We start from the raw sequence: 22842 nt of genomic DNA, 5'->3' as shown, positions 1-22842 counted from the left end.
ATTAACATGCAAGATGGAAAGTTTAGCTTTAGAAAATATTTTTTAATTTTAATATTTTTAATTTTTATTGTTTCAGGTATTACTTATTTCTATTCAACACAAATGTTAGAGAAATCTCAAAGGTTTGTTGAAGATAATTTAGACGCTAAGGTTAAATTAGTTGACATGGAAGATTTTTATTTTGATTTAAATGAATCTCTAAATATGGATGATTTTTTTATTCCTAGGCCTGATTTTTTAAATGAAAATTTAAATAAAAATTTAGTTATTGATGGGTTAATTAAAAATAAATTTCTTGATGAGAATTTTTTTAAGGATCTTTGGATTAAAAAGGAAAATTTATTTAACATTGATATTGAGAAGGAGAATGAAAAATTAATAGATAAGATTTTAGAATTTTCCAAATGATTAAAAAATATTTGATTTATATAAGTTTGCTATTTGTTGTTTTTGAAGTTTGCCCTGAGTCAGCTTTTATAAGTCAGAGTGATTCATATGAGCTTGATTTTAGCAGTAGAGAAGTAGATATTAATGTAAATACCAATTCAAAGTTTAATCTTTCTTTTAAAGATGAGTCTTGGATTTATATCAAAAACAATGAAAATAGAGGTTTTATTAAGTTGATTGGAGAATCTTACGAGAATGGTGCTATTTTTGCTTTTCAAACTTTTAAAAAAGAAGGCAAGATTAAGTTGCTTTTTAGCTACCAAAATGTTAACAATTCAATTGAATTTAATAAAATGATTATCTTGAAAATTACAAATAAGTTTGAAATTAAAATTCCATCTAGTGGTGGTGTCTCTGATGAAAATAAGGATATTATAAGTAATAATAGCCTTGAACTTGGAAGGGACAGTATTAATATAACCCCCGAAGAGGTTATTGCCGGGGCTTTGAATTTATCTTACATAAATGATTACAAAGGAGCAATAGATTTGCTTAATAGGTATAATTTTAATGATGATAAATATATTTTATTGAAGGCGGAAATTTATTATAAAAACAGGGATTATTTGAAATCGTATGAAAATTATTTGAAATTGAAGAGCAGATGCTTTCAAAGCATTGTTTTTGATCTAATTAAGCTTGGCATAGAGCTTAATATTAAAGAAGAGGTCTTAGAGAACGCTAGGTATTTAGTTGAAAATAATATTGATTTTCCTGAGAGTATTTATCTTGAGATTTTTGAATTCTTAGTAATAAAGGGAGAGTATGAGTTTGCTTTAAATTTTAGTTCTCTTTACTTTCCTAAGTATGTTAATTCTATCTTTTTAGATAAATATAGTTATGTGTTGGGGAAACTTTATGAGTCTGAAAGTAAACATAAAGATTTTTTAAAGGCTTTGCATTACTATAAATTAGTTATTAATAATTACCCCTTTAGTTATTATTATGAGAGAGCCAAGATAAGATATTTGTTTTTAAAGCGGTTTTTTTAGGAGATATTATATGATAAGGAGAAGGCTTACTAAACAACTTGAAATAATAAAAGATTATCTTTGGGATATGAAGGAATGTGTGCTTAAAATTATAGAAGACTCTTTAATAGCCTTAGAATCTAAGGATAAAAGTTTAGCTAAAAAAATAATCAATGAAGATGAAAAAATAATAGATGATTATCAATATGATATTGAGGATTTGTGCGGAAGGATAATTGCGACTGAGCATCCTGTTGCTACAGAACTTAGAGAAATTTTAGCAATTATTAAAATAATAAGTTCTCTTGAAAGGATTGCAGACCATGCTACCAAGATTGTAAGAGTTGTTCTTCTTCTTGAATCAGATTTGGATGATTTTGATTTTCTTAATCTTTATTTTAAACCTTTAAGAGAAATGGCTGATACAGCTAAAGAGATGTTGTCTGATATTTTTGACGCATATTTTGATGGAGATTTTACTAAAATATTAAAGATAGTTAAGTATGATAATATAATAGATAAATTATTTTCAAAGCAAAAAAGCATTGTTATTGATGCAATGAAAAAAAATCCTGAAAATTTAGATTATCTTTTAAATATATTATTTTTGAATAGTTTTTTAGAAAGAGTAGGCGATCATGTAGCTACAATTGGTGAATTGCTCTATTTTATTAGAATAGGTGAGAAAGTAAACTTAACTTAGCGGCAGCATTTTAAAATTTTTAAAGCCAAATAAATTTTATATAATGGAAAGTTTTTATAAAAAGAATTAATGATTATGATCATTAATTCTTTTTATAAGTAGCAGGCATTATGTATTCAAGATTTTTGTTTCCTCTTATTGTTTCTGAATGTCCAATTAAAAGATAAGAATCATCTTTAAGATAGAAATTCAATTTATTGGCAAGGTTGTTTCTAGTTTTTTCATCAAAATAGATCATGACATTTCTGCAAAATATCAGGTCAAATTTTTTGCTAAATGGAAATTTCTCATCCATTAAATTTAATTTTTTAAAGTAAACCATTTTTTTTAAAATTTCTTTAACTTGAAATTTATCATCTTGAAGTTGATTTAAATATTTAGTTTTTAAATATTTAGGCAAGTTTATTATACGATCTTCAGGATAAATTCCCTCATGAGCCTCTCTTAGAACGCTAATTGAAATGTCTGTTGCTAAGATTTTGACTTTAAAATTTGCTTTATTATTTTCCATGTATTCTTGTAGTATCATTGCAATTGTATACGGTTCTTCACCACTTGAGCATCCGGCTGACCATATTCTAATTTCTGGGTTTTCTGATTTTAATATTTTTTCAGTAAGGTTCGGCAATATTTTGTTATTTAAAAAATCAAAATGTTTAGATTCCCTGAAAAAATAGGTATGATTTGTTGATATTTTGTCTACTAATTCAATTAATTGAATGTTTCCAGTGCTTTTTTCTAAAAAGTTAATGTATTCAGTAAAATTTTTAAAACCTTTAACTTTGAGAAGAGATGATAATCTACTTTCAATTAGCATCTTTTTTTTTTCGCTGAGATTTATTCCAAAATTGTTGTAAACTATTTTTATTAATCTTGAAAGTTCGTCTTTAGTTATATTTATATTAAGATTGAATTTGTTTTGATTCATATTCATATACTTTTGATTTTATTCTCCTTTTTGATCCAGAGTGATTTGTTTTAATATTAGAAATGTAAAAATTTCTTTTTTAGTTCTATAATATTTAAGCGTACAGCTTAAGTTAAATATTTCAATTGCAATAATTTTTCAATTGTGATAATTTAGTAGTTAAATTATTAGTATGCTTACTTATTAAAGGTTGTTTTATGCGAAAAAGAAGTAGAAAAGTCAAAAATGATTTAGTTGCGCTTGAATCTAAAGAAAAAAAAGTTGGTATATGGGGTGTTTTTGCTCTTATTTTAATTGTTTTAGGATTTATTATTGCACCTTTACTTCCAGGGATCTTTGACAATTCTCATTCATCTGGTTTAAAATTTGGTTCTTATAAAGGTCAACCTATTTACTATAAAAAAGATAGTAAGTTTGCCAAGTATGTTAATTATTATTCAAATCTTTATTCTAGATTACAAGGGAATGCTAAAAATATTAATATAGATTACAATGCCTGGTATTTGGCATTTATGAAATATGTTGAGGATATTGCTTTTTTTGACTTGGTAAAAAAATATAATTTTTATATCTCTAAAGAGATGTTGAATAAAAATTTACTAAGATCCCCTGAGTATCTAGACTCTAATGGGAATTTTAGTTCTAAAAGATATATTAAAGCTTCTGATTATCAAAAAGTTAAAATTTATGATGATATGGTAGAAAATATACTGTTTTCTAATGTAAAAATTTTTTTAAATAGTAATTTAATATTTCCCGATTCTCTTTTTAATCTGATAAAAGATATGAGTACTGTAGAAAGGCATATTTCATATCTTTCTCTCTCTTATCAAGATTTTTCTAATAAAGAAGCAATATCTTATGCTGAAAAAAATTTAAATTTATTTAAACGCTTATCGCTTGCGTCTATTCGTTTTAAAAATATGAATGACGCTAAGAGTGCTTATGATAAGCTATTAAACAAAACTCCATTTGAAGAGCTTGCTAAGCTTTATTCAGATGATATAGCTAATTTTAAAGGTGTTGTTTCTTTGGATAAGTATTATTTTGATTTAGATCTTAATATTGAGAAAAAAGAAGATCTAAATTCTATTTTTTCTTTAAGAGATAGTGAATTTAGCAAGCCTATCAAGATTAAAAATAAAAATGAATATCAAATATATAAGGCATTTGGCAATGTTCATGATTTTGATAAAAATTCAGATCGTGATATTAGCTCTGTTAAAAATTATATTGAAACTTATGAGCCAAGTGTTATTGAAGGTTATTTGGAAAATAAACTAAATAATTTTCTTAGTGATGTTAAATTTAGTAGTTTAAGCCAAGCTCTTGAAAAATATCGGTTTAGTTTAAAAGAAGAAATTGTTAATTTATCTTATAATGTTAATATTTATCCCAATACTTTAAAAGAGCTGGTTGAGTTTAATAATAGCAAATCTTTCTACAATGTTGTTTTTGGATTAAAAGAAAATTCTTGGTCTAAGCCTTTTGTAGCGAATAAAAAAGTTTATTTATTTTTTCTTAACTCAGCTAAAAAAAGATCTAAACCATTTAAAGAAGAGCTTAAAAATGAAAAACTTCTTGACAATTTCAACATTGCGAATAGCGGTTTGATTACAGATTTTTTATTAAATAAAAAAGATTTTGTTAATAATTTTAATGAGTCATTTTTTGCTTTACAAAACTTTAGTCAAAATTAAGAAATAAATGTATGGTAAAGGTTTTGATTGCTAGCTTAATTAATTTTAGTAAAGAATTAATTCGACTTTATAATTGTTTTTATATCTATTTTTGTAGATTTTTGTTTTTATTCTTTTTTTTTACATTTTTAGCTTGTTCTAAAGCAAGCAAAGATTTTATTGTTTTTAATAAAGATGTAAAATCTTCTCCCAAAATCGATAATCCAAATTCTAATGTTTTAGAAATTAACAAAATGGAAGATTTTTTTGGAGATATTATAGATTTAAAAGGCTATAAAATTCTTGCAGTTCAGCAGGAAAATTTAAATTTAGATGTTTATTTTGAACAGGTGGTCTTAGCTCAAAATTTTTCAAATCTTAATGCGTATTTGTTTATTATTGGTTTTGATCCTAAAATTAAAGTCGGAACGATTCTTTTCAAAACTCAAATAGATATTGACCCAAAAAATTCTTATAATATGTATCTTGAGGATATTACAGGTGATTATGATTTTAATATAGTTGTTCAAGGATTTTTAAAAGATAAATCCGTTTTGTACGTTTTTCAAAAATCTGTTTTAAATGATGTATCTTCTTATAAGCCCATATTTTTTGATAAAGTTAATGGTACTGTTCTTATCAATAAGTATGCAAGATCTTCAGCTTATGAAGAAAATAGGTCAAGAGAAAGCTATCCTATTTCTTTAGAAAAATATGAAAAAGTAGGAGAAGATTTAATAATCAGTAAGATTGAAAAATATGAATATTCTCATGTTCAGGGCAAATATTATCTTTCTTCTGTGAGTGAAAAAGTTGGCAAGATTGATAATAATATTTACAAAACTTTAAAGAATTTAAGCAAAGATGAAGTTTATAGATTTTTGCATGGAGTTTGGTACGACGCCTATAATTATAATAAAAAACAAGGCAAAGAGATTGATGAAGTTTTATTTTTGTCTTTTGGAAGACAATCAAGCGAGATTAATCTTTTTAGAAAAAATTCTCAAGAAGTTGCAAAGATTGAATATATTTCAAAACCGGCCTACAACACTCTTAATGTTAGTGCGAAGTCTCTTTTTTCAGATTTGATAGTTTACAACTTTTGGATAAAAATTGTAGATAAAGAAAATATTGAAATCAAAATTGACACCAGTACAAATTCTTATGATAATAGTGGATTTTCAGGGTCATTTAAGAGATTCGATGAAAATGCCTCAAACGTTGTTAAAAAAAAAGGTAATAATATTTATTTTATTCCTAGTGGGAATTACGCTTATAAGGACAAGATTTATGATTTTTCTTATCCCCATTTAACTTATATTGATGAGAATAAAATTTATTATGGCATTTTTAATATTTTCCCTTTAAAAAATAATTTTGTTCTTGAATATGAAATTGATATGGGTAGTTACAAGCTTATTGAATCTTTTTTTCTTGAACATATCGAGAGAGTTGTTCAAAAGCAAAAATTTTCTACAATTATTCTTAATCCTATTAAAATTTTAAAAGATGATGTAAGCTTAGTTAAAGGACAAAAATTAAAACTTGAGCGAATAGAAAAAATAGGATAATAGTTTTTATGAAAATATTGAGAAGTGTTATAACTTATTTTAATCTTTTATTGTTCTTTTTGATTTTGATTTTTTTTTTGTTTCCTTTCTACTTGATTTGTAATATTTTTTCACTTGAGCGTTATGTTATTAGATTTAGCTTTATTCTGATGCGAGCTTGCATTAAGATTGGTTTATGGCTTGCTGGAATTAAAATTATTGTTACAGGTTCTGAGAATATTCCCCCAAAAGGCAATGTAATAATAATGGGAAATCATATTGCAGCTATGGATCCTTTAATTTTTATTTATACCTTTGTTAATCCATTTGTAATATTAGCAAAACATTCTTTGCTAAGGGTTCCTTTTGTGAATCTTGTTTTAATTGTTATGGGCGCTATTTTTGTTAATAGAAAGAGCATAAGATCTGCTGCTGCTGCTGAGGCTAAGGCAATAAAAGTTATGAGAGAGGGTAGATCTATTGGAATTTTTCCTGAAGGGACTAGAAACAGAGGGGGGGATACTAAGGTTTTTAAAAAAGGTGCAATTAAGATGGCATTAAAGACAGGAACATCTATTCTTCCCGTTACTCTTTATAATACTAACAACTTTTTCATTAAAAATATTATTTTTAATTCTGGAGTATCTGTTTATATTCATGTCCATCCTTTGATAGATGTTTTAAAATTAAGTGAATATGAAAAAGAGAATCTTACTAGTATTATTAGAGATCAAATAGTTAAAAAGCTTGAAACTATTAATATTTAATTTATAAAGCAAGGATTTAGATGAAGACTCAAAATTATGATGAAAGTAAAATAATAACCCTATCTTCTCTTGAACACATTAGATTAAGATCTGGTATGTATATTGGACGTTTAGGAGATGGTTCTAATATTGATGATGGTATTTATATTTTAATTAAAGAGATAATAGACAATTCAATTGATGAGTTTATTATGGGTTACGGAAATGAAATTTTTATAAAAAAAGAAAATAATCTCATTGCTATTAGGGATTATGGAAGAGGAATTCCTCTTGGGAAAGTTGTTGAGAGCGTTTCAGTTATTAATACTGGAGCGAAGTACAATGATGATGTTTTCCAATTTTCTGTAGGACTTAATGGGGTTGGAACTAAGGCAGTTAATGCCTTAAGTTCAAAATTCCTAGTAAGATCAACAAGAAATGGTAAATCTTTTGAGGCTTTGTTTTCTAAGGGAAACTTATTAGAATCCAGAGAAATGGAATCTTCTGATAAAGACGGTACTTATGTTGAGTTTTTAGCGGATTCAGAGATATTTGGAAAATATTCTTACAGCGAAGATTTTCTTAAGAGAAGATTTTTCCATTATGCTTGTTTGAATAAAGGACTTATAATAAACTATAATAATCAAATTTTTGAATCCAAAAACGGTCTTTTAGATTTTTTGAATTCAGAAATTAAAAGTGATGATTTGCTTTATGATATTGTTTACTATTCTAGCAAAACTTTGGAGTTTGCTTTTTCTCATACAAATAATTATGGGGAGACTTATTTTTCATTTGTTAATGGGCAATATACCAACGATGGAGGTACCCATCAGACTGGTTTTAGAGAAGGCTTTGTAAGAGCTATTAATGATTTTCTTAAAAAAACATATTCGTCAACAGATATTAGGGAAGGGCTTGTTGCAACTCTTTCTGTTAAAATTAAAGACCCAATATTTGAAAGCCAAACTAAGAATAAGCTTGGGAATATTGAAACTAGAGGTAATGTTGCAAGGGAAGTGCAAAAGATAATTTCTGAGATTTTATATAAAGATAAAATACTTGCAAAATTGATTGAGAAAAAAGTAGTTGACAATGAACGACTTAGAAAAGAACTAAGTAGTGTAAGAAAAGAGGCAAGAGAGAGGGCAAAAAAAATATCTTTTAAAATTCCCAAGCTTAAGGATTGTAAATTTCATTTTAATGACAGCAGCAAGCAGTCAGAACAAACTATGATCTTTTTAACAGAAGGGGACTCTGCAACGGGTTCAATGGTGTCTTGTAGAGATGTTTATACCCAGGCTATATTTTCTCTTAGAGGCAAACCTCAAAATATGTTTGAAAAAAATAAATCTGAAATATATAAAAATGAAGAGCTTTATAATATGATGGTGGCTCTTGGCATTGAAGAATCAATTGAAAATTTAAGGTACAATAAGGTTGTAATAGCAACTGATGCAGATTTTGATGGATTTCATATTAGAAATTTGTTGTTAACTTTTTTCTTAACTTTTTTTGAAGATTTAATTTTAAATGGCCATATGTATATTTTAGAAACTCCTCTTTTTAGGGTTAGGAACAAAAAAATCACAATCTATTGTTATTCTGAGGAAGAAAAGAAAAAGGCTATGATCCAGCTTAAGGGGGGATATGAAGTAACAAGGTTTAAAGGCCTTGGTGAAATTTCCCCAAATGAATTTAAAAGTTTTATTGATATTAATAACATTAAACTTACAAAAGTAGATCTTTTTAATATTAAAGAAATAAAAGAGAAATTGGGTTTTTATATGGGGCAAAATACCCCTGAGAGGCGGAATTTTATTATGGAGAATTTGATTTAATGGATATTAGAAGCGTACTTAAAGATAATTTTTTGCAATATTCATCTTATGTTATTAAAGATCGTGCTATTGCTAGTGTTGTTGATGGATTTAAGCCGGTTCAAAGGAGAATTATACATTCTCTTTTTGAAATGCATGATGGTAATTTTCATAAAGTTGCAAATGTTGTTGGTAATACAATGAAATACCATCCTCACGGTGATACGTCAATTTATGAGGCTCTTGTTAATATTGCCAACAAGGATCTATTTATTGAAAAGCAGGGCAATTTTGGTAATTTGTTTACAGGTGATCCTGCTTCTGCTTCTAGATATATTGAATGTAGATTAACCCCTTTAGCTTTTGATGTTCTTTACAGCAAAGAGATAACAGTTTATGAATCTTCTTATGATGGAAGAAATAATGAACCTTTGCTTTATCCTGCAAAAATTCCTGTTATTTTAATTCAGGGAAGCGAGGGAATTGCTGTTGGAATGGCAGCCAAAATACTGCCTCACAATTTTAATGAGATTTTAAGCGCAGTAAAGAGTGAGCTTCTTGGAGAGACTTACGATATTTATCCTGATTTTCCAACAGGAGGAATAGTTGATGTTAATGAATACGCTGATGGTAACGGCAAAATTTTAGTTAGAGCTAAAATTGAAACTCTAGATGAAAAAACAATTGTAATAAGGGAATTGCCTTTTGGTGAGACTACTGAGAGTTTGATATCTTCGATTGAGAAAGCGATTAGAAAAAATTATATTAAAGTTTCAAGCATTAATGATTTTACTGCTGAAAATGTGGCTATAGAACTATCTTTGCCGCGGGGTGTTTATGCAAGTGAAGTGATTGAAAAGTTGTATCATTATACAAATTGCCAGATATCAATTTCTGTTAATTTATTGTTGCTTAGTGAGAGGTATCCTGTTGTTTATACTATTAAAGATCTTATTAAGTTTCATGCAGACCATCTTCAAAAAATTTTAAAAATGGAACTTGAGTTGCAAAAAAGCAAGATCCTTGAAAAAATATTTTATAAAACACTAGAACAAATTTTTATTGAAAAAAAGATTTATAAACTTCTTGAAACAATTTCTAAAGAAGAAAATATTGTAAGTATAATATTGTCAGAGGTTTTGAAGTATAAAGAATCTTTTTCAAGGGAAGTTTTAAAGGAAGATGTTGAAAATTTGCTTAAGATTCCAATTAGAAAAATAAGTCTTTTTGATATTGATAAGAATTTTAAGGATATTAAAATTTTAAATAAAGAATTAAAGAGTGTAAATAGCAATATTTCTTCAATAAGAGGGTACTCAATAAACTTTATTGATTTATTACTTGCAAAGTATTCTAAAGATCATCAAAGAAAGACTGAAATTTCTTTAATCAAATCAAAAAATGTAAAAGAAATAGCTACAAAGAATATGAAAGTTTATTTGAACTTGGCAGAAGGTTTTGTAGGAACTAGTCTTTTTGATGGTGAATTTATTGGAAATGCTAGTTATTATGATAAAATATTGATTTTTAGGGAAAATAGTTATGTTCTTAAAAATATTGAAGATAAAGCATTTATAGATAAAAAGAATATATGTGCCTTAGTTTATGATATAAATAATTCAAAAGAACAAATATTTTCAATAATTTATCTTAATAAACTTGACAAATTTTATTATATTAAAAGATTTAAAATAGATAAATTTATTACAGATAAAGTCTATGAATTTTTAGGAGAAAATGATGAATTTGTTGATTTTTCATTGAATCCCAAATTTGTAGAATTTTCAACAAATAAAGATATTGTTAAAAGAATTGAAATTGCTAATTTTATGGTTAAATCAAGAAGTTCTATTGGTAAGCGAATTTCGAGTAATAATTTGAAAAAAGTTAAATTTAAGTAGCTTCAAAATCCTTTTTTAAATTTCATTAATATGCTACCATAGTACTAGTTTTAATAAAGGGGTTTTTATGAATAAATTTTTAATTTTTATTTTGGTAACCTTTTGTGCTTTTTCTAGTTTTGCTCAAGATGATTCTAAAAGCACTTTTAATCTGGGAGTGGGGGAAAAATTTTTGGTTTATGAAACTAATAAGAAAGATTCTCTTGTACCATTTTTATTGAACCTTTTTTTAGGGTTCGGGATAGGTTCTTTTGCTCAAGGAGATATCCTTGGAGGTTCTCTTATTCTTGGATTTGATGCGGTTGGTATAGGGTTAATACTTACAGGAGCTTATTTGGACATCAAGGCTTTTGATAATAATGCTAAAAAAGCTGATTTTAAGTGGACTTGGGGTAAGGGAATGATGTTGGCAGGTGTGGTTACTATGGCTGTGACAAGATTGACAGAAATTGTTCTTCCATTTACATTTGCTAATAATTATAACAGGAAGCTGAAAAATAGTCTTAATATAGCTTTGGGAGGATTTGAGCCTAGTTTTGATATTAACATGGGCCAAGCTAGTGCTCTTGGGTTTGGACTGTCTTTCAAAAAAAGTTATTAATTTTATTTATTATGAAAATGAGTGATTGCAATTTTGTATTGTGATTGCTCATTGTAGTTGAAAATTAGAGCTTTTATTTATATTTTATTTCTCTACTAAGATCTTTTTTTATGCTTTTTTGTTTTAGTATTTCTCTTTTATCATACAATTTTTTTCCTTTGCATATCCCAACTTCTACTTTAATTATTGATTTTTTTAAATAAAAACTAATAGGAATTAAAGTGTACCCTTCTTTTTCTTTAAATTTTTTTAGTCTTTGTAGTTCCTGTTTTTTGATTAGAAGTTTTCTGGGTCTTAATTCATCGTGATTAAAAATATTTCCTTCTTTATATTTTGATACGTGCAAGTTTTCAAGCCAAAATTCTTCTTTTTTTATGCTTGCAAAGCTATTATTAAATGACAATTTTTTTGCCTTTATTGATTTTACTTCAGTTCCTTTCAATACTATTCCACAACTTACTTTCTCTTCAATAAAGTAATTAAATTTTGCCTTTTTGTTTTCAAGAAGTAAAGTGTTTGTGTTCAAATCTATTCCTTCTATTCCTTTGATACAATCAATCTAAAACCAATGTTTGGAGAACTCCAATTTTTCAAAAAAGAAGCTTTAGTTGATGGATTGATTAAATTATTATTTTTATGGGAGTATGTTCTAACTTCTGTTACTAATGAATAAAAATTTGAATTTTCGTTATAAAAATTTTTTTCATTTTTGAACATTGCAATATCGTTAAAAGACGAATTTTGCATTAAATTCCAAAATCCAACTTTTTTTGATATTTCATTGATATTTAATGATTTTTTGTTTGGTTCTTTTTGGTACAATTCCCATTCTTGTGATATGGGGAGTCTTGCTTTAAATCCTTTGGGAAGTTTTTTAGAGTACCAGTTGGCATATTCCATTGCTGAGAAATAAGATATTCCCGTGATAGCTTCATTTAAGCCTATTTGATTAAAATTTTTGAGATAATTTTCGTCTACAAGTTGTTCTTTTATTAAATTTTCTTTGTTATTTAATGTCCATTTTGGATTTTCTTTTAAAAAATCTTGATACTCATATTTTGTAACATTTTGTTCTTGAATAAGAAATTCTTTTATACTATAGGTAGATTTTAGTGAAATATTTTTTGAATCTAATTTATAATTTTGAATTTTTTCGATTTTATTTGAATTTATTTTTTTAAATCTAGGTAACTTTATATTAATTTTTTCATTTTTAGAAATTAATTGAATGTTTTCATTGTCTAGAGTTTTGGTTAATTTTTTAATCCAAGGCTTATTTTTTGTTAGTATTTTGAGATCTTTATCTAAATTTTCTAAAAACAAAGGATTAGCCCTATTTTCTAAGTCAAAATTTGTTTTTAAAGAGTTCCATATTTCTTCTTGATTACTATTGCTTTGGTCTATTGAATACACTACTTTATATGAATCTAAAAAATCCTTAAACATTTCTATTGAATTTAAGTAAGGTATGGAATCTTTTAGAAATTTTTTAATGTATTCAGGATGTTCTTTGAGTTCACTAGATATTAATGAAAATACAGGGATTAATTTTGTATTTTCATTAGTATTTTTTATTTTTACCATTATAGAAAGTTCTTTTTGTCTTTGTTCAATGATCTTTTCAGGATCAACCAGTTCTAAATTTATTTGTAAATTATAGCTTCCAAAAAATTTGTTGTGAATTTTTATGTTTTGTTCGTAGGTTTTAAATCCCATCCTTTTCGCTTTAAGGATTCCTTCAGTGGTATTTATATATTTGTTAAGTGGAGTTCTGCCGATATATTTTTCGTTTAAATAGATATAAGTGTTTTCAATGTTAGAATTTATTTTTAAATATGCTCCTGGATTTTTAAACTTAGGTATGATAATTAAAATTGATACTAAACTTAAAAGTAATATTATTGTTGTAAGAAATACGTAAACTTTGGGAACTATTCCTAGAATTGGCTTTAATTTAACTTCAAAAAGATCAATATTTGAATTTTCATCAATTTCCTTCATCTTTTAAAGTATAGAAAAGTATTTAAATAAGTGTCAATATTTTGTATGATTTAATTCTTGAGGTTAGATTATGTCTTTAAGAAGATTGGATAATTTTGCATCTTTTTTGGTATATTCTGTTGAGAAATACTTGACATATCGAAAAAGAAAGAAGTATTTTTGCAAATTAAGAGCTAAGAAACGAGGATTTTTGCTCAACTTTTTATTTGATTTTGTAGCAGCGGCAATTTTTGTACTGGTAATAAATCAATATTTTGTCCAAGCTTATAAAATACCGTCAGGTTCAATGGAAAATACTCTTCAAATAGGGGATTTTTTATTTGTAGATAAATTTTCTTACGGCCCTGAGCTTTTACCAGGATTATTTAAGATTAATGGTTTTAAAGCCCCAGAAGAATCCGATGTTATTATTTTTGAAAATCCAGAGTATAAATCAAAGGGTGTTTTTTTTGATATTTTCCAAAGAATACTTTACATGTTAACGTTATCTTTTATTGATCTTGATAGAGATGAGTATGGTAATCCTAATGTTAGATTTCTAGTGAAAAGAGGTGTATTTGCAGACGGAAAAATTGTTAGATTTAACAGCGGTAAAGCCTACATTAAAAGAGAAGGCGAAGAAAATTTTATTTTAGAAGACTCTTATCGGGATTTGGTTGATCAAAATTTTAATATTAAGAAAATTGTGGCAAATGAGGACTATGGGATTTATGGTGATTTTGCTATGTTTGTTGCTTTGAGTCAGTTAAATATAAATTTAAGCAGCATTCCCGATTTCTCATTTTTTGATGTTAGAGTGATCGATAGGTTTGAGTTTGAAAGATTAGAATATAAGTATTTATCTGCTTTTATGCCATATGTTGATTATTATATGGAAAAAGCTATAATAAGGGATTATGGGATTTATGTTCCTTATGGATATATTTTGCCAATTGGAGACAATAGAGATAATTCTCATGATGGTCGATTTTTTGGCGTAATAAATAAGAATAAAGTGCTTGGAAAAACCTTAATAATATATCTTCCATTTTCTAGAGTAGGATTTATTTAAAGTGGCCCCATATTTAACTTTCGAACAAAGACTTTTAAGGAAAAGGCAAAGAAAAATTTTTTTAAAATATGTTTTAACATTTTTAATGCTAAATTTTTTTTTCACAAAGTTTATTTTGCAAATTTTTATGATTAAAGGTAATGAGATGTTGCCGACCATAACAAAAAATGCTAGTTTATTTTTTGTTGCAACACATATAACCTCTTTTTTTATTCCTTTAAAAATGAATGATATTGTTCTTTATGAAGATTTTAGGTTAAGTAATAATTTTTTATTAACTTTAATAAAAGATTTCTTTTTTTTAAATAAAATTTTTAAAAGAGCAAGCTATAAAGTATCAAGAATAGCAGCTGTTCAGGGCGATTATGTTTATGTTAGAGGTTTGAATGTTTTGGTAAATAAAAAGGATACAGATTTTTTTTATTTGAATGGCAATTTAGTTAGCTATTATAAGTTAAATAATTTTTTCAATACAGATGAAGTGGTTAAGTGCTTTATTTTAAAAAAAAATGAAGTTTTTTTATTAAATGACAATTTAAGTGTTTTGAATGATTCTAGAATATTTGGACCTATTAATAAAAATGCTATTGTTTCTTTTTTGGCCTTTAGGGTGGTGGACTATAAGATTGTTAAATAAAATTTTTGTTGATGCTGATTCTTGTAATTTTAAGATAATAAAATTTTTACAAAAATTTATATTGCATAATAAATCAAAACTTATTGTAGTTTCTAATAAGTTTTTGAGTTTAGAAAAAACAGAAAATGTTTTTTTAGAAGTGGTAGATGATGTTGATGCATTTATTTTGAATTTAGCAGATAGGTATAGCCTTGTGATTACTCGAGATATTTTTTTTGCTAAACTTCTTTTAGATCTTGGGGTTAAGGTTATGAATGATGAGGGTCAAATTTTTAATATAAATAATATAAATTATTTATATTTTAGATCTAAGATTAATCTTAATTTTCAAATTAAGATTAAAAAATATTATGATGTAGATTTTAATAAGTTTAGATATGAGAAATTTATAACAAATTTTTATTCTTTATTCTTTAGTTAATTTTTTATTTTCCAATTTCCACAAACCTTTGCCCTGAGTTAATATGTAAATTGTGTTGTTTGATACAGGAATAATATCATTAAGACCCGTTTTGCTTAGGTGGGAACCGTTATAAGCTCCAGGTTCTACAGACTTTGAAGGTGCTTGTAAAGCAAAAATTCCTTCTTTATTTTTTGTAAATTCTGCAAATCCATTATTACTTCCGATTAATATCACATCATTAAATTCCCTTGCAAAGTATCCGCTAAATTCACCTACTTCTTCTTGAATAAATATTGGCGTTGTGTAATTATTTGCATCCGAATACATTTTAAATTTTGTTTCTAAACTATTATAACCGCCAGTCATTACTAAAATTTCAGAAAAACCTCTAATGTTTGTTTTAATTATAGGCATTATTTCTTTGGCTTGTTGGTAGTCTATGTTTGTGTATGTATTATTATGTATTTGCCATATTTTAAGTGAATTTCCTGTAATTAAGTTGCCTTCATTTGATATTTGATAAAATTTGTCATTTTTAGTAGCTTGTGATGGTGTTTTGTCGACTCCTTGTAGATTAAAAATTCTCTCTTGATTATTTTTATCTATAGCTAAAATATATGCTTCTTTTATGCCATCGTTTCCCACAGATTTTAAGAATTTATACGCTTTTAGTGGTTTTTTAAATTTTAATGCCCAATCTTTTCCATTTAGTTCGCAAACTTCTAGTTCTGCTTTTTTGTTTTGGGCTAAAAGATAGGTTTTTCCAGATACATTTACAATGTCGTTTATAAACTCATAAGAATCGCTCAAGTCAATTTTTTCAACCTTGCCGTTTTCTTTTTTAAATAAATGCATGGCTGCAATATAGAGAGTTTCTCCTACTAGAGAAATTCCTCTTGGACTTGAACTGCCTAAAATGTTATATTCATGTTTTATTTTTTGCAGATTTCCTAGTTGGGAAAATATGGATTCGCTTGAGCATGTCAGTATTAAAAATATTAATAGGTTTAAAATTATTTTTTTTTTAAAATAGTTTTCATATTTTTGTTTCATTTTTGTCCTACAATTTATTTACATTTACTGTAACTGATAATGATATAAGTGCAAAATGTGCCATTTTTGCAGAATTTCCAAATTCAAACATCATCCACCAGGATGTTGTTGCTCCAAAAGACCATTTATAGTTAAAGTTCCATAAAATTCCAGATCCAAAAGCGATTGTAGGGAGTGCATCAAAAGTTCTTAAATTTGTAATATTATTGTTTCTATCTCCATATGTATTAAGAGAAAACCCTATATTTGTGAAAACTGGGATTTGGAATAATTCTCCTACGTCAAATATATAGTTTATTGAAAATGTAATAGGCACACTATAAAAAATTTTACCTACACTTGAATCTGGATTTAATATATTAAAAGAATGGTTAATATCAAAGTTAAACATATATCTTAGTTCAAGTCCAATTGCTAAATTGTTTAAAATATGGTACTGATATTTTATTGCCCCAATGCCTCCTGGATATAAATTTGTAGGATAAGCTCTTGATAGGTCGTTGTAAAAAATAGGCACCCCAACGCTTAAATCTATTCCCAAAGTAGAGTTTGTATGCCTATCAATGTTGACTGCGGCTTCAATTTTTTTTATGTTTACACCAATTAGCAAGACTGCAATTAGCGTTATAAAAAAATACTTTTTCATTATTCTCCATTCTTTTAAAATTACTATCCTTGTTTATTATAGTTGAAAATAAATTTAATTACAATTTGAAATTTAGTAGCTTAGCTTTTCTTATATTGAGAATCTAAGTATAATATTAAGGTAATCTTATTTAGGTTTAAGAGGCATGTTTTGAATACTGTGTTTAATGGTAAGGATTTTGCGAATAAGTATTATTTAATATTGAAAGAATTCTTAAAACAGCACGATTTGAGAGATAAAATTGCATTAAAAGTTGTTTTAGCAAATAACGAGCCTGCAAGCAAGCTTTATGTTTCAATTAAGAATAGAGTTGCAAAAGAGATTGGTTTAAATGTTGAAGTAATTAAATTTTCTGCGAATTCTGTTCAAAGCGATATTCTAGAAGTAATTGATAGAGAAAATAAAAATTTAAGTACAGATGGAATTATTGTTCAATTGCCCCTTTTGAGGCATATGGATTCAAATTCTATTTTAAATAGCATAGTGTATTCAAAAGATGTTGATGGCTTATCTTTTGTTAATTTAGGTAAAATGATTTTGGGTGATAAAAAAGGATTTATTCCTTGTACAGCTCTTGCTGTATTAAAGATTTTGCTAGATGAAGGAATAAGAACATCAGGGAAAACGGTTGTTGTAGTTGGTAGAAGTCCTCTTGTAGGAAAGCCCATTTCAATATTACTCTCATCAAAGCCTTATGATGCAACTGTTATTGTTTGTCACAGTAAAAGCATTTATTTAGATGTTTATTTAAGGCAGGCAGATATTGTTATTTCTGCTGTTGGTAAGCCTAAGTTGATAGATAAAAGCATGTTGTGCGGGGAACCTTATGTTATTGATATTGGTATTTCTGAGATTGAGACTGATAACGGAAAAATTCTCTCAGGTGATACAGATTTTGACAATATTAAAGATTGTGTTAAATTTATTACTCCTGTTAAGGGAGGAATAGGACCTGTTACGGTTCTTATGTTAATGTTTAATACAATTAAAGCCCATTTAATCAATAATAATATGTTTGACATTTTAGATCGGTTGGAAAAATTAGTGGAGGTGTAAATGTCTGGTCATAGCAAATGGTCAACAATAAAGAGAAAAAAAGGTGCTCTTGACGCAAAGCGTAATAAAATTTTTACAAAACTAATAAGAGAAATAACTATTGCAGCTAAAATAGGCGGGGGAGATGTTGAGTCTAATCCAAGACTAAGGGTCGCTGTTAATAAGGCTAAGGTTGCCAATATGCCAAAAGATAATATTGAGAAGGCAATAAAAAAGGGTATTGGCGGCAATGAGGGGGTTGAATATTTTGAAATAACTTATGAGGCTTATGCTCCTTATGGAGTGGCTCTAATGATTAAATGCTTGACAGACAATAAAAACAGAACCTCTAGTGATGTAAAAAGTGTTCTTGCAAAAGGTGGAGGGTCTCTTGGTACTCCAGGTTCAGTCTCATATATGTTTTACAGAAAGGGTCTTATTGTTTACAATTTAGAAAAATATCTTGAGGATGAAATAATGGAATTTGCGTTAGAAGCTGGCGTTGAAGATATTTTGGTTTCAAACAATGAAGCGGAAGTTATAACAAGTCCTGATGATTTTGATAAAGTCTTATCTTTTTTAAAAACTAAATTTAAAGAAGAGATGGCAGAGGTAGCTTTAATTCCTGAAAATAAAATTTCCTTAAACAAAGAGCAAGCAGAAAAAATAATTCTTCTTATTGAAAAGCTTGAAGACTTTGATGATGTTCAGGAAGTAATTCATAATTTGGAGATTCCAGAAGAATTAAGCTGAGTTTATAGTTTTATTTAAATCTTTTCGTAGTAGACTCTGTAGATTTTATTTCCAAAATCATCTGAAAAAAGAATTGAGCCGTCATAATATGTGATTATATCAACAGGGCGTCCAAATTTAGAGTTATCGTGCTTTAAAAATCCAGATAAGAAAACCTTGTAATTTTTTGCTATTCTTTTTTTGGGATCAATATCTAGCGTAGTTATCCTGTAGCCAACAGGAGAGGATCTATTCCATGAACCGTGTTCTGCTATGAATAATTTATTTATATATTCTTTTGGAAAGTTATTTCCTTGGTAAAAGTGTATCCCAAGTGGAGCTACATGTGCAGGAAGTTCATAAATAGATGGGCTAAACTTAGTGTTTTTTGGTGCTTTGTTATAAAAATTGTAATTTTTTTGGTTTTTCCCAAACATGTAGGGAAATCCAAAATGTTCTTTATCTTTGATTATTAGGTTTATTTCATCTGGGGGAATGTTGTCTCCCAATCTGTCTTGGCCATTGTCGCTGAAATATATTTCATTGCTAATTGGATGAAAATCAAATCCAACTGAGTTTCTTACTCCAAAAGCTATTATTTCTTCTTTTTTTGTTTTTAAATCAATGCTTAGAATTATTGCTTCTTTTTTTTGGGGAATTTTGGCATTATGTTGGGATCCTATGTTTACTATTAATTTGTTATTTTTAGGATCCACTTTAATGTAACGTCCAGCATGCATTTTGGTAGTATTTTTTGGTAAAAGTGAAAAAATTTGCATTTTCCATGTATAGTCTTTATTCGCTTTTATGCTTTTATTAATTTCTTCTTTTACATTTTTAACTACATATATTTTATCTACAGAAGATATATACAATTTATTCTCCCAATAAGCAATACCAATAGGTTTTTTTAGGGTTTTTGCTATGGTATAAATTTTTTTGTTTTTTGTTACAAAGTATGCAAAAGTACTCCCAGATCCTATGAATATGTTTCCATCTTGATCGCTTGTAATTCCTCTTGGTTTTTCAATTGTATTGTTTAAAAAAATTTCGACTTTAAATCCATTTAGAACTTTTAGTGCGGTTGTTGTTTCTTCTGCTGCTATAGTTATAGATGAGATTAAAAAAATACTTGTAATTAATAGAAAATAGCTATATAGAAATTGATTTTTCATTTAGTGTCCTTTTTTTATTTAAGGCTTTTGCTTTAAATTGAATGTTTCTGTGTAATATAATTTAATTATATGATAAATAAGATTCATGGTAAAGTTATAGAAAAAAAAGAATCTAGTTTGGTTTTAATGACTACTGTTTTTGAATTTGAGCTTTTAGTTAGTGCATTTTGCCTTGCTAATTTTAAGTTGTCAGACAAAGTTGAACTTTTTACTTATCTTTATGCTAGAGAAAATGAATTAAAGCTTTTTGGGTTTCTAAATTCAGATGAAAGAGAGACTTTTAAAAGTCTTATTGGAGTAAGCGGAATAGGGCCAAGGGCTGCTTTAAGAGTGCTCTCTAATATAAGGTATAATGACTTTAAGGAGGCTATTGATAGAGAGGATGTTGAGCTTGTTTCTAAAATCAAAGGTATTGGCAAAAAAATGGCTGGTAAAATGTTTTTACATCTTCAGGGTAAGCTTTTGATTAATAATGAGCTTGAATCTAGTCTTTTTGGATTTAAAGAATTAGAAGAATCGATTGTTAGCATGGGTTTTGACAGAAAAATTGTAAATAGTAAGCTTAAGGAGGCTTGCGATCTAATCGAATTTTCAAATTTAAAAGACTCTGAAAAGGAGCAGTTTTTATTTAAGGAGGTTTTAAAAAGAATGTCGAATTAATTATTAGTTTTTGATAGTTATAAAATAGTCTTTGAGAGGTGTTTATGAAAGACGAAAATAGTATAAACTTTTTGAGTTCTAATGAAAGTTATTTATATGATAAGAGTGAAAATGAGCTTAGGCCTAAAGTTTTTGAAGATTTCAAAGGTCAGGTTAATGTTAAAGAAACCCTTAGTATTTTTATAAGAGCTTCTAAAGAGAGAGGTGAAGCTTTAGATCATGTTTTTTTAAGTGGTCCGCCGGGACTTGGAAAAACTACTCTTGCAAGTATTATTGCCTTTGAGATGAATGCTTCGATTAAGATTACTTCAGCTCCGGCTTTTGATAAACCCAAAGATATTATTGGAATTTTGACAGGTCTTGATGAGAAGAGTATTTTATTTATTGATGAAATACATAGACTTAGACCAATAATAGAAGAAATGCTTTGTATCGCCATGGAAGATTATGAGCTAGATTGGGTAATCGGGCAAGGAGCTAATGCAAGAACTGTTAGAATGCCACTTCCAAAATTCACATTGATTGGAGCTACTACTAAACCAGGAAAAGTAACATCTCCACTTTATGCGAGATTTGGGATTACTGCAAGATTTGAACTTTACAGTGAAATAGAGCTTGTTGAGATAATAAAGAGGAATTCTATTATTTTAAATATTGAAATAGAAGAGGATGCTGCATTTCTTCTTGCAAGAAGTTCAAGAGGAACTCCTCGTATAGCAAATAGATTGCTAAGACGAATAAGAGATATTGCTCAGGTAACTGGAAGTTTGGTTGTCACAAGCGACATTGTTTCAATTGGGCTTGAAATGCTTAGAATTGATGGAGAAGGTCTTGATGAGCAAGATAGAAATATTTTAAGAAGTTTAATATTGAAATTTAATGGGGGACCTGTAGGCGTTGATACTTTGGCTATTTCTGTAGGGGAGACAGCAGATTCTCTTGAAGATTTTTATGAACCTTATTTGATTATGAAAGGATTTATTAACAGAACTCACAGAGGTCGTAAAGCTACTGAGTTCGCGTATCTTCACTTAAACTTAGAGATGAAAGAGGAGGATATTAGTGAAAACCAAAGAGTTTCATTTTAATTTACCCTATTCTTTAATAGCTCAATATCCAAGTGAAAAAAGAGGATCTTCAAGGTTAATGGTGTTAGATCCTAAATTGCAAAAAATTTATCATGAAAATTCTGTAAACAATATTTTAAAATATATAAATAGCGATACTTTTATTATTTTTAATAACTCAAAAGTTAGAAAATCAAGAATGTATGCAGAATCAGAGTTGGGTAATAATATTGAGTTTTTAATTTTAGATAGAATTGGCACTGATTTGTTTACTGCGTTGATTTCTAAGTCCAAAAAGCAAATTGTTGGCAATGTTTACAAATTCCCTGAAGGACTAATGGGCGAAATTTTGTCAAAAAATAATAGTGAAATTGTTTTAAAATTTGATAATAATGTTGATGAAGATTATTTTGAAAAACATGGTTTTGTCCCTATACCTCCTTACATTAAGAGAGATTATGATAAAATAGATGAAGATCGATATCAAACTGTTTATTCTAAGTATGTTGGGTCGGCAGCTTCTGCAACCGCAGGTTTGCACTTTAGTAGAGATTTGTTTTCTACTTTTGAAAAGAACAATATTGAATATGATTTTATTACTCTTCATGTGGGGCTTGGTACTTTTCTGCCTGTAAGATCGAAAAAGGTTGAAGAACATAATATGCATTTCGAAACTTTTTTAATAGAAGATTGTGTGGCTACTAGGTTAGAGAATGCGAAATTTCTTGGTAAAAAAATTTTATCAATTGGCACTACAACGCTTAGGGCCCTAGAGTCATCTTATGATAATAAACTTAAAAAATTTAAAACAGGTCAGCAAAGTACAAATCTTTTTATTTATCCTGGTAAAAATTATTGTTTTAAGTTTGTTGACATGCTTTTTACAAATTTTCATACACCACAATCTACTCTTTTGATGCTGGTCTCTTCATTTGCAGGCAAAGATTTTGTGTTTAGCTCTTATGAAGAAGCTATAAATAAAGGTTATAAATTTTTTTCTTATGGTGATGCGATGTTAGTTTTAAATCATATATAG

23 protein-coding genes are annotated in these 22842 nt (G+C 27.5%); 17 read left to right on the top strand and 6 right to left on the bottom strand.

All coding sequences use genetic code 11. The features are described 5' to 3' along the window. The first annotated feature begins 6 nt into the window (after positions 1-6). From BG_RS00215 to phoU, 3 genes are read left to right on the top strand one after another with little or no spacing between them, the layout of a single operon-like run. Positions 7-408, top strand: coding sequence for a hypothetical protein (locus BG_RS00215; protein WP_011193397.1), 402 nt, complete (start codon positions 7-9; stop codon positions 406-408). Then, entirely contained in the window at positions 405-1439 is a 1035-nt protein-coding gene (locus BG_RS00210) for a hypothetical protein (RefSeq protein ID WP_011193396.1), read from the top strand. Before BG_RS00215 ends, BG_RS00210 begins: the two co-directional genes overlap by 4 nt. 10 nt (positions 1440-1449) lie before the next feature. Continuing rightward, positions 1450-2121 carry a phosphate signaling complex protein PhoU gene (gene phoU, locus BG_RS00205; protein WP_011193395.1) on the top strand — a complete coding sequence of 224 codons (672 nt, stop codon included), beginning with the start codon at positions 1450-1452 and terminating at the stop codon, positions 2119-2121. A gap of 82 nt (positions 2122-2203) precedes the next feature. On the opposite strand, the gene BG_RS00200 is transcribed toward phoU, so the two are convergent. Then, complete coding sequence (locus BG_RS00200) at positions 2204-3055, bottom strand: protein-glutamate O-methyltransferase (protein ID WP_011193394.1); 852 nt, start codon at positions 3053-3055, stop codon at positions 2204-2206. A 191-nt stretch (positions 3056-3246) separates the two neighbouring features. Here BG_RS00200 and BG_RS00195 point away from each other — a divergent pair, with 191 nt between their 5' ends. The 6 genes from BG_RS00195 to BG_RS00170 all read left to right on the top strand — a co-directional run bounded on the left by BG_RS00195 (position 3247) and on the right by BG_RS00170 (position 11346). Beyond that, on the top strand, positions 3247-4749 hold the full coding sequence (locus tag BG_RS00195) for a peptidylprolyl isomerase (RefSeq protein ID WP_011193393.1): 1503 nt from the start codon (positions 3247-3249) through the stop codon (positions 4747-4749). Positions 4750-4760: 11 nt separating this feature from the next. Then, positions 4761-6299, top strand: coding sequence for a pallilysin-related adhesin (locus BG_RS00190; protein ID WP_011193392.1), 1539 nt, complete (start codon positions 4761-4763; stop codon positions 6297-6299). Positions 6300-6307: 8 nt separating this feature from the next. Further along, complete coding sequence (locus tag BG_RS00185) at positions 6308-7045, top strand: lysophospholipid acyltransferase family protein (protein WP_011193391.1); 738 nt, start codon at positions 6308-6310, stop codon at positions 7043-7045. A 20-nt stretch (positions 7046-7065) separates the two neighbouring features. Continuing rightward, positions 7066-8865, top strand: a complete 1800-nt coding sequence (locus BG_RS00180; protein ID WP_011193390.1) for a DNA topoisomerase IV subunit B — start codon at positions 7066-7068, stop codon at positions 8863-8865. After that, complete coding sequence (locus BG_RS00175; protein WP_011193389.1) at positions 8865-10745, top strand: DNA topoisomerase IV subunit A; 1881 nt, start codon at positions 8865-8867, stop codon at positions 10743-10745. The genes BG_RS00180 and BG_RS00175 overlap by 1 nt, the downstream gene beginning before the upstream one ends. Positions 10746-10812: 67 nt before the next feature. Beyond that, positions 10813-11346 carry a P13 family porin gene (locus BG_RS00170; protein ID WP_011193388.1) on the top strand — a complete coding sequence of 178 codons (534 nt, stop codon included), beginning with the start codon at positions 10813-10815 and terminating at the stop codon, positions 11344-11346. A gap of 73 nt (positions 11347-11419) precedes the next feature. On the opposite strand, the gene smpB is transcribed toward BG_RS00170, so the two are convergent. Then, positions 11420-11872 (bottom strand): SsrA-binding protein SmpB, encoded by a 453-nt coding sequence (gene smpB, locus BG_RS00165; RefSeq protein WP_011193387.1) that lies wholly within the window; start codon positions 11870-11872, stop codon positions 11420-11422. An 11-nt stretch (positions 11873-11883) separates the two neighbouring features. Next, positions 11884-13347: an SUMF1/EgtB/PvdO family nonheme iron enzyme gene (locus BG_RS00160; protein WP_011193386.1), complete on the bottom strand. Its 1464-nt coding sequence runs from the start codon at positions 13345-13347 to the stop codon at positions 11884-11886. Positions 13348-13417: 70 nt separating this feature from the next. Between BG_RS00160 and lepB (BG_RS00155) the strand changes: the two genes are divergently transcribed. From lepB (BG_RS00155) to BG_RS00145, 3 genes are read left to right on the top strand one after another with little or no spacing between them, the layout of a single operon-like run. Beyond that, positions 13418-14398 carry a signal peptidase I gene (lepB, locus tag BG_RS00155; protein ID WP_011193385.1) on the top strand — a complete coding sequence of 327 codons (981 nt, stop codon included), beginning with the start codon at positions 13418-13420 and terminating at the stop codon, positions 14396-14398. A gap of 1 nt (position 14399) precedes the next feature. Further along, positions 14400-15035 (top strand): signal peptidase I, encoded by a 636-nt coding sequence (gene lepB, locus BG_RS00150; RefSeq protein ID WP_011193384.1) that lies wholly within the window; start codon positions 14400-14402, stop codon positions 15033-15035. Next, positions 15025-15456, top strand: coding sequence for a DUF188 domain-containing protein (locus tag BG_RS00145; protein WP_011193383.1), 432 nt, complete (start codon positions 15025-15027; stop codon positions 15454-15456). The genes lepB (BG_RS00150) and BG_RS00145 overlap by 11 nt, the downstream gene beginning before the upstream one ends. On the opposite strand, the gene bamB is transcribed toward BG_RS00145, so the two are convergent. Both bamB and BG_RS00135 read right to left on the bottom strand, forming a co-directional pair. Continuing rightward, the gene (bamB, locus tag BG_RS00140) at positions 15442-16491 is read right to left on the bottom strand and encodes an outer membrane protein assembly factor BamB (RefSeq protein ID WP_011193382.1); all 1050 of its coding nucleotides are present in this window, start codon (positions 16489-16491) and stop codon (positions 15442-15444) included. The two genes, BG_RS00145 and bamB, sit on opposite strands and share 15 nt — an antisense overlap. Positions 16492-16498: 7 nt before the next feature. Further along, positions 16499-17137, bottom strand: a complete 639-nt coding sequence (locus BG_RS00135) for a BB0027 family outer member beta-barrel protein (protein WP_011193381.1) — start codon at positions 17135-17137, stop codon at positions 16499-16501. 150 nt (positions 17138-17287) lie between these two features. Here BG_RS00135 and BG_RS00130 point away from each other — a divergent pair, with 150 nt between their 5' ends. After that, positions 17288-18193: a bifunctional 5,10-methylenetetrahydrofolate dehydrogenase/5,10-methenyltetrahydrofolate cyclohydrolase gene (locus BG_RS00130; RefSeq protein ID WP_011193380.1), complete on the top strand. Its 906-nt coding sequence runs from the start codon at positions 17288-17290 to the stop codon at positions 18191-18193. Continuing rightward, complete coding sequence (locus BG_RS00125; protein WP_011193379.1) at positions 18194-18925, top strand: YebC/PmpR family DNA-binding transcriptional regulator; 732 nt, start codon at positions 18194-18196, stop codon at positions 18923-18925. Between the two features lie 14 nt (positions 18926-18939). On the opposite strand, the gene BG_RS00120 is transcribed toward BG_RS00125, so the two are convergent. Next, on the bottom strand, positions 18940-20079 hold the full coding sequence (locus BG_RS00120; RefSeq protein WP_011193378.1) for a PQQ-dependent sugar dehydrogenase: 1140 nt from the start codon (positions 20077-20079) through the stop codon (positions 18940-18942). A gap of 69 nt (positions 20080-20148) precedes the next feature. Here BG_RS00120 and ruvA point away from each other — a divergent pair, with 69 nt between their 5' ends. From ruvA to queA, 3 genes are read left to right on the top strand one after another with little or no spacing between them, the layout of a single operon-like run. After that, positions 20149-20739: a Holliday junction branch migration protein RuvA gene (gene ruvA / locus BG_RS00115; RefSeq protein ID WP_011193377.1), complete on the top strand. Its 591-nt coding sequence runs from the start codon at positions 20149-20151 to the stop codon at positions 20737-20739. A 44-nt stretch (positions 20740-20783) separates the two neighbouring features. Continuing rightward, complete coding sequence (gene ruvB, locus BG_RS00110; protein WP_011193376.1) at positions 20784-21827, top strand: Holliday junction branch migration DNA helicase RuvB; 1044 nt, start codon at positions 20784-20786, stop codon at positions 21825-21827. Then, a complete protein-coding gene (gene queA / locus BG_RS00105) occupies positions 21802-22842 on the top strand; it encodes a tRNA preQ1(34) S-adenosylmethionine ribosyltransferase-isomerase QueA (RefSeq protein ID WP_011193375.1) in 1041 nt (346 codons plus the stop codon). Before ruvB ends, queA begins: the two co-directional genes overlap by 26 nt.

This window comes from Borreliella bavariensis PBi (assembly GCF_000196215.1).
GTDB lineage: Bacteria > Spirochaetota > Spirochaetia > Borreliales > Borreliaceae > Borreliella > Borreliella garinii.
Note: the sequence above shows the minus strand (reverse complement) of the source record. Positions and strands in the feature narration are given on the sequence as shown.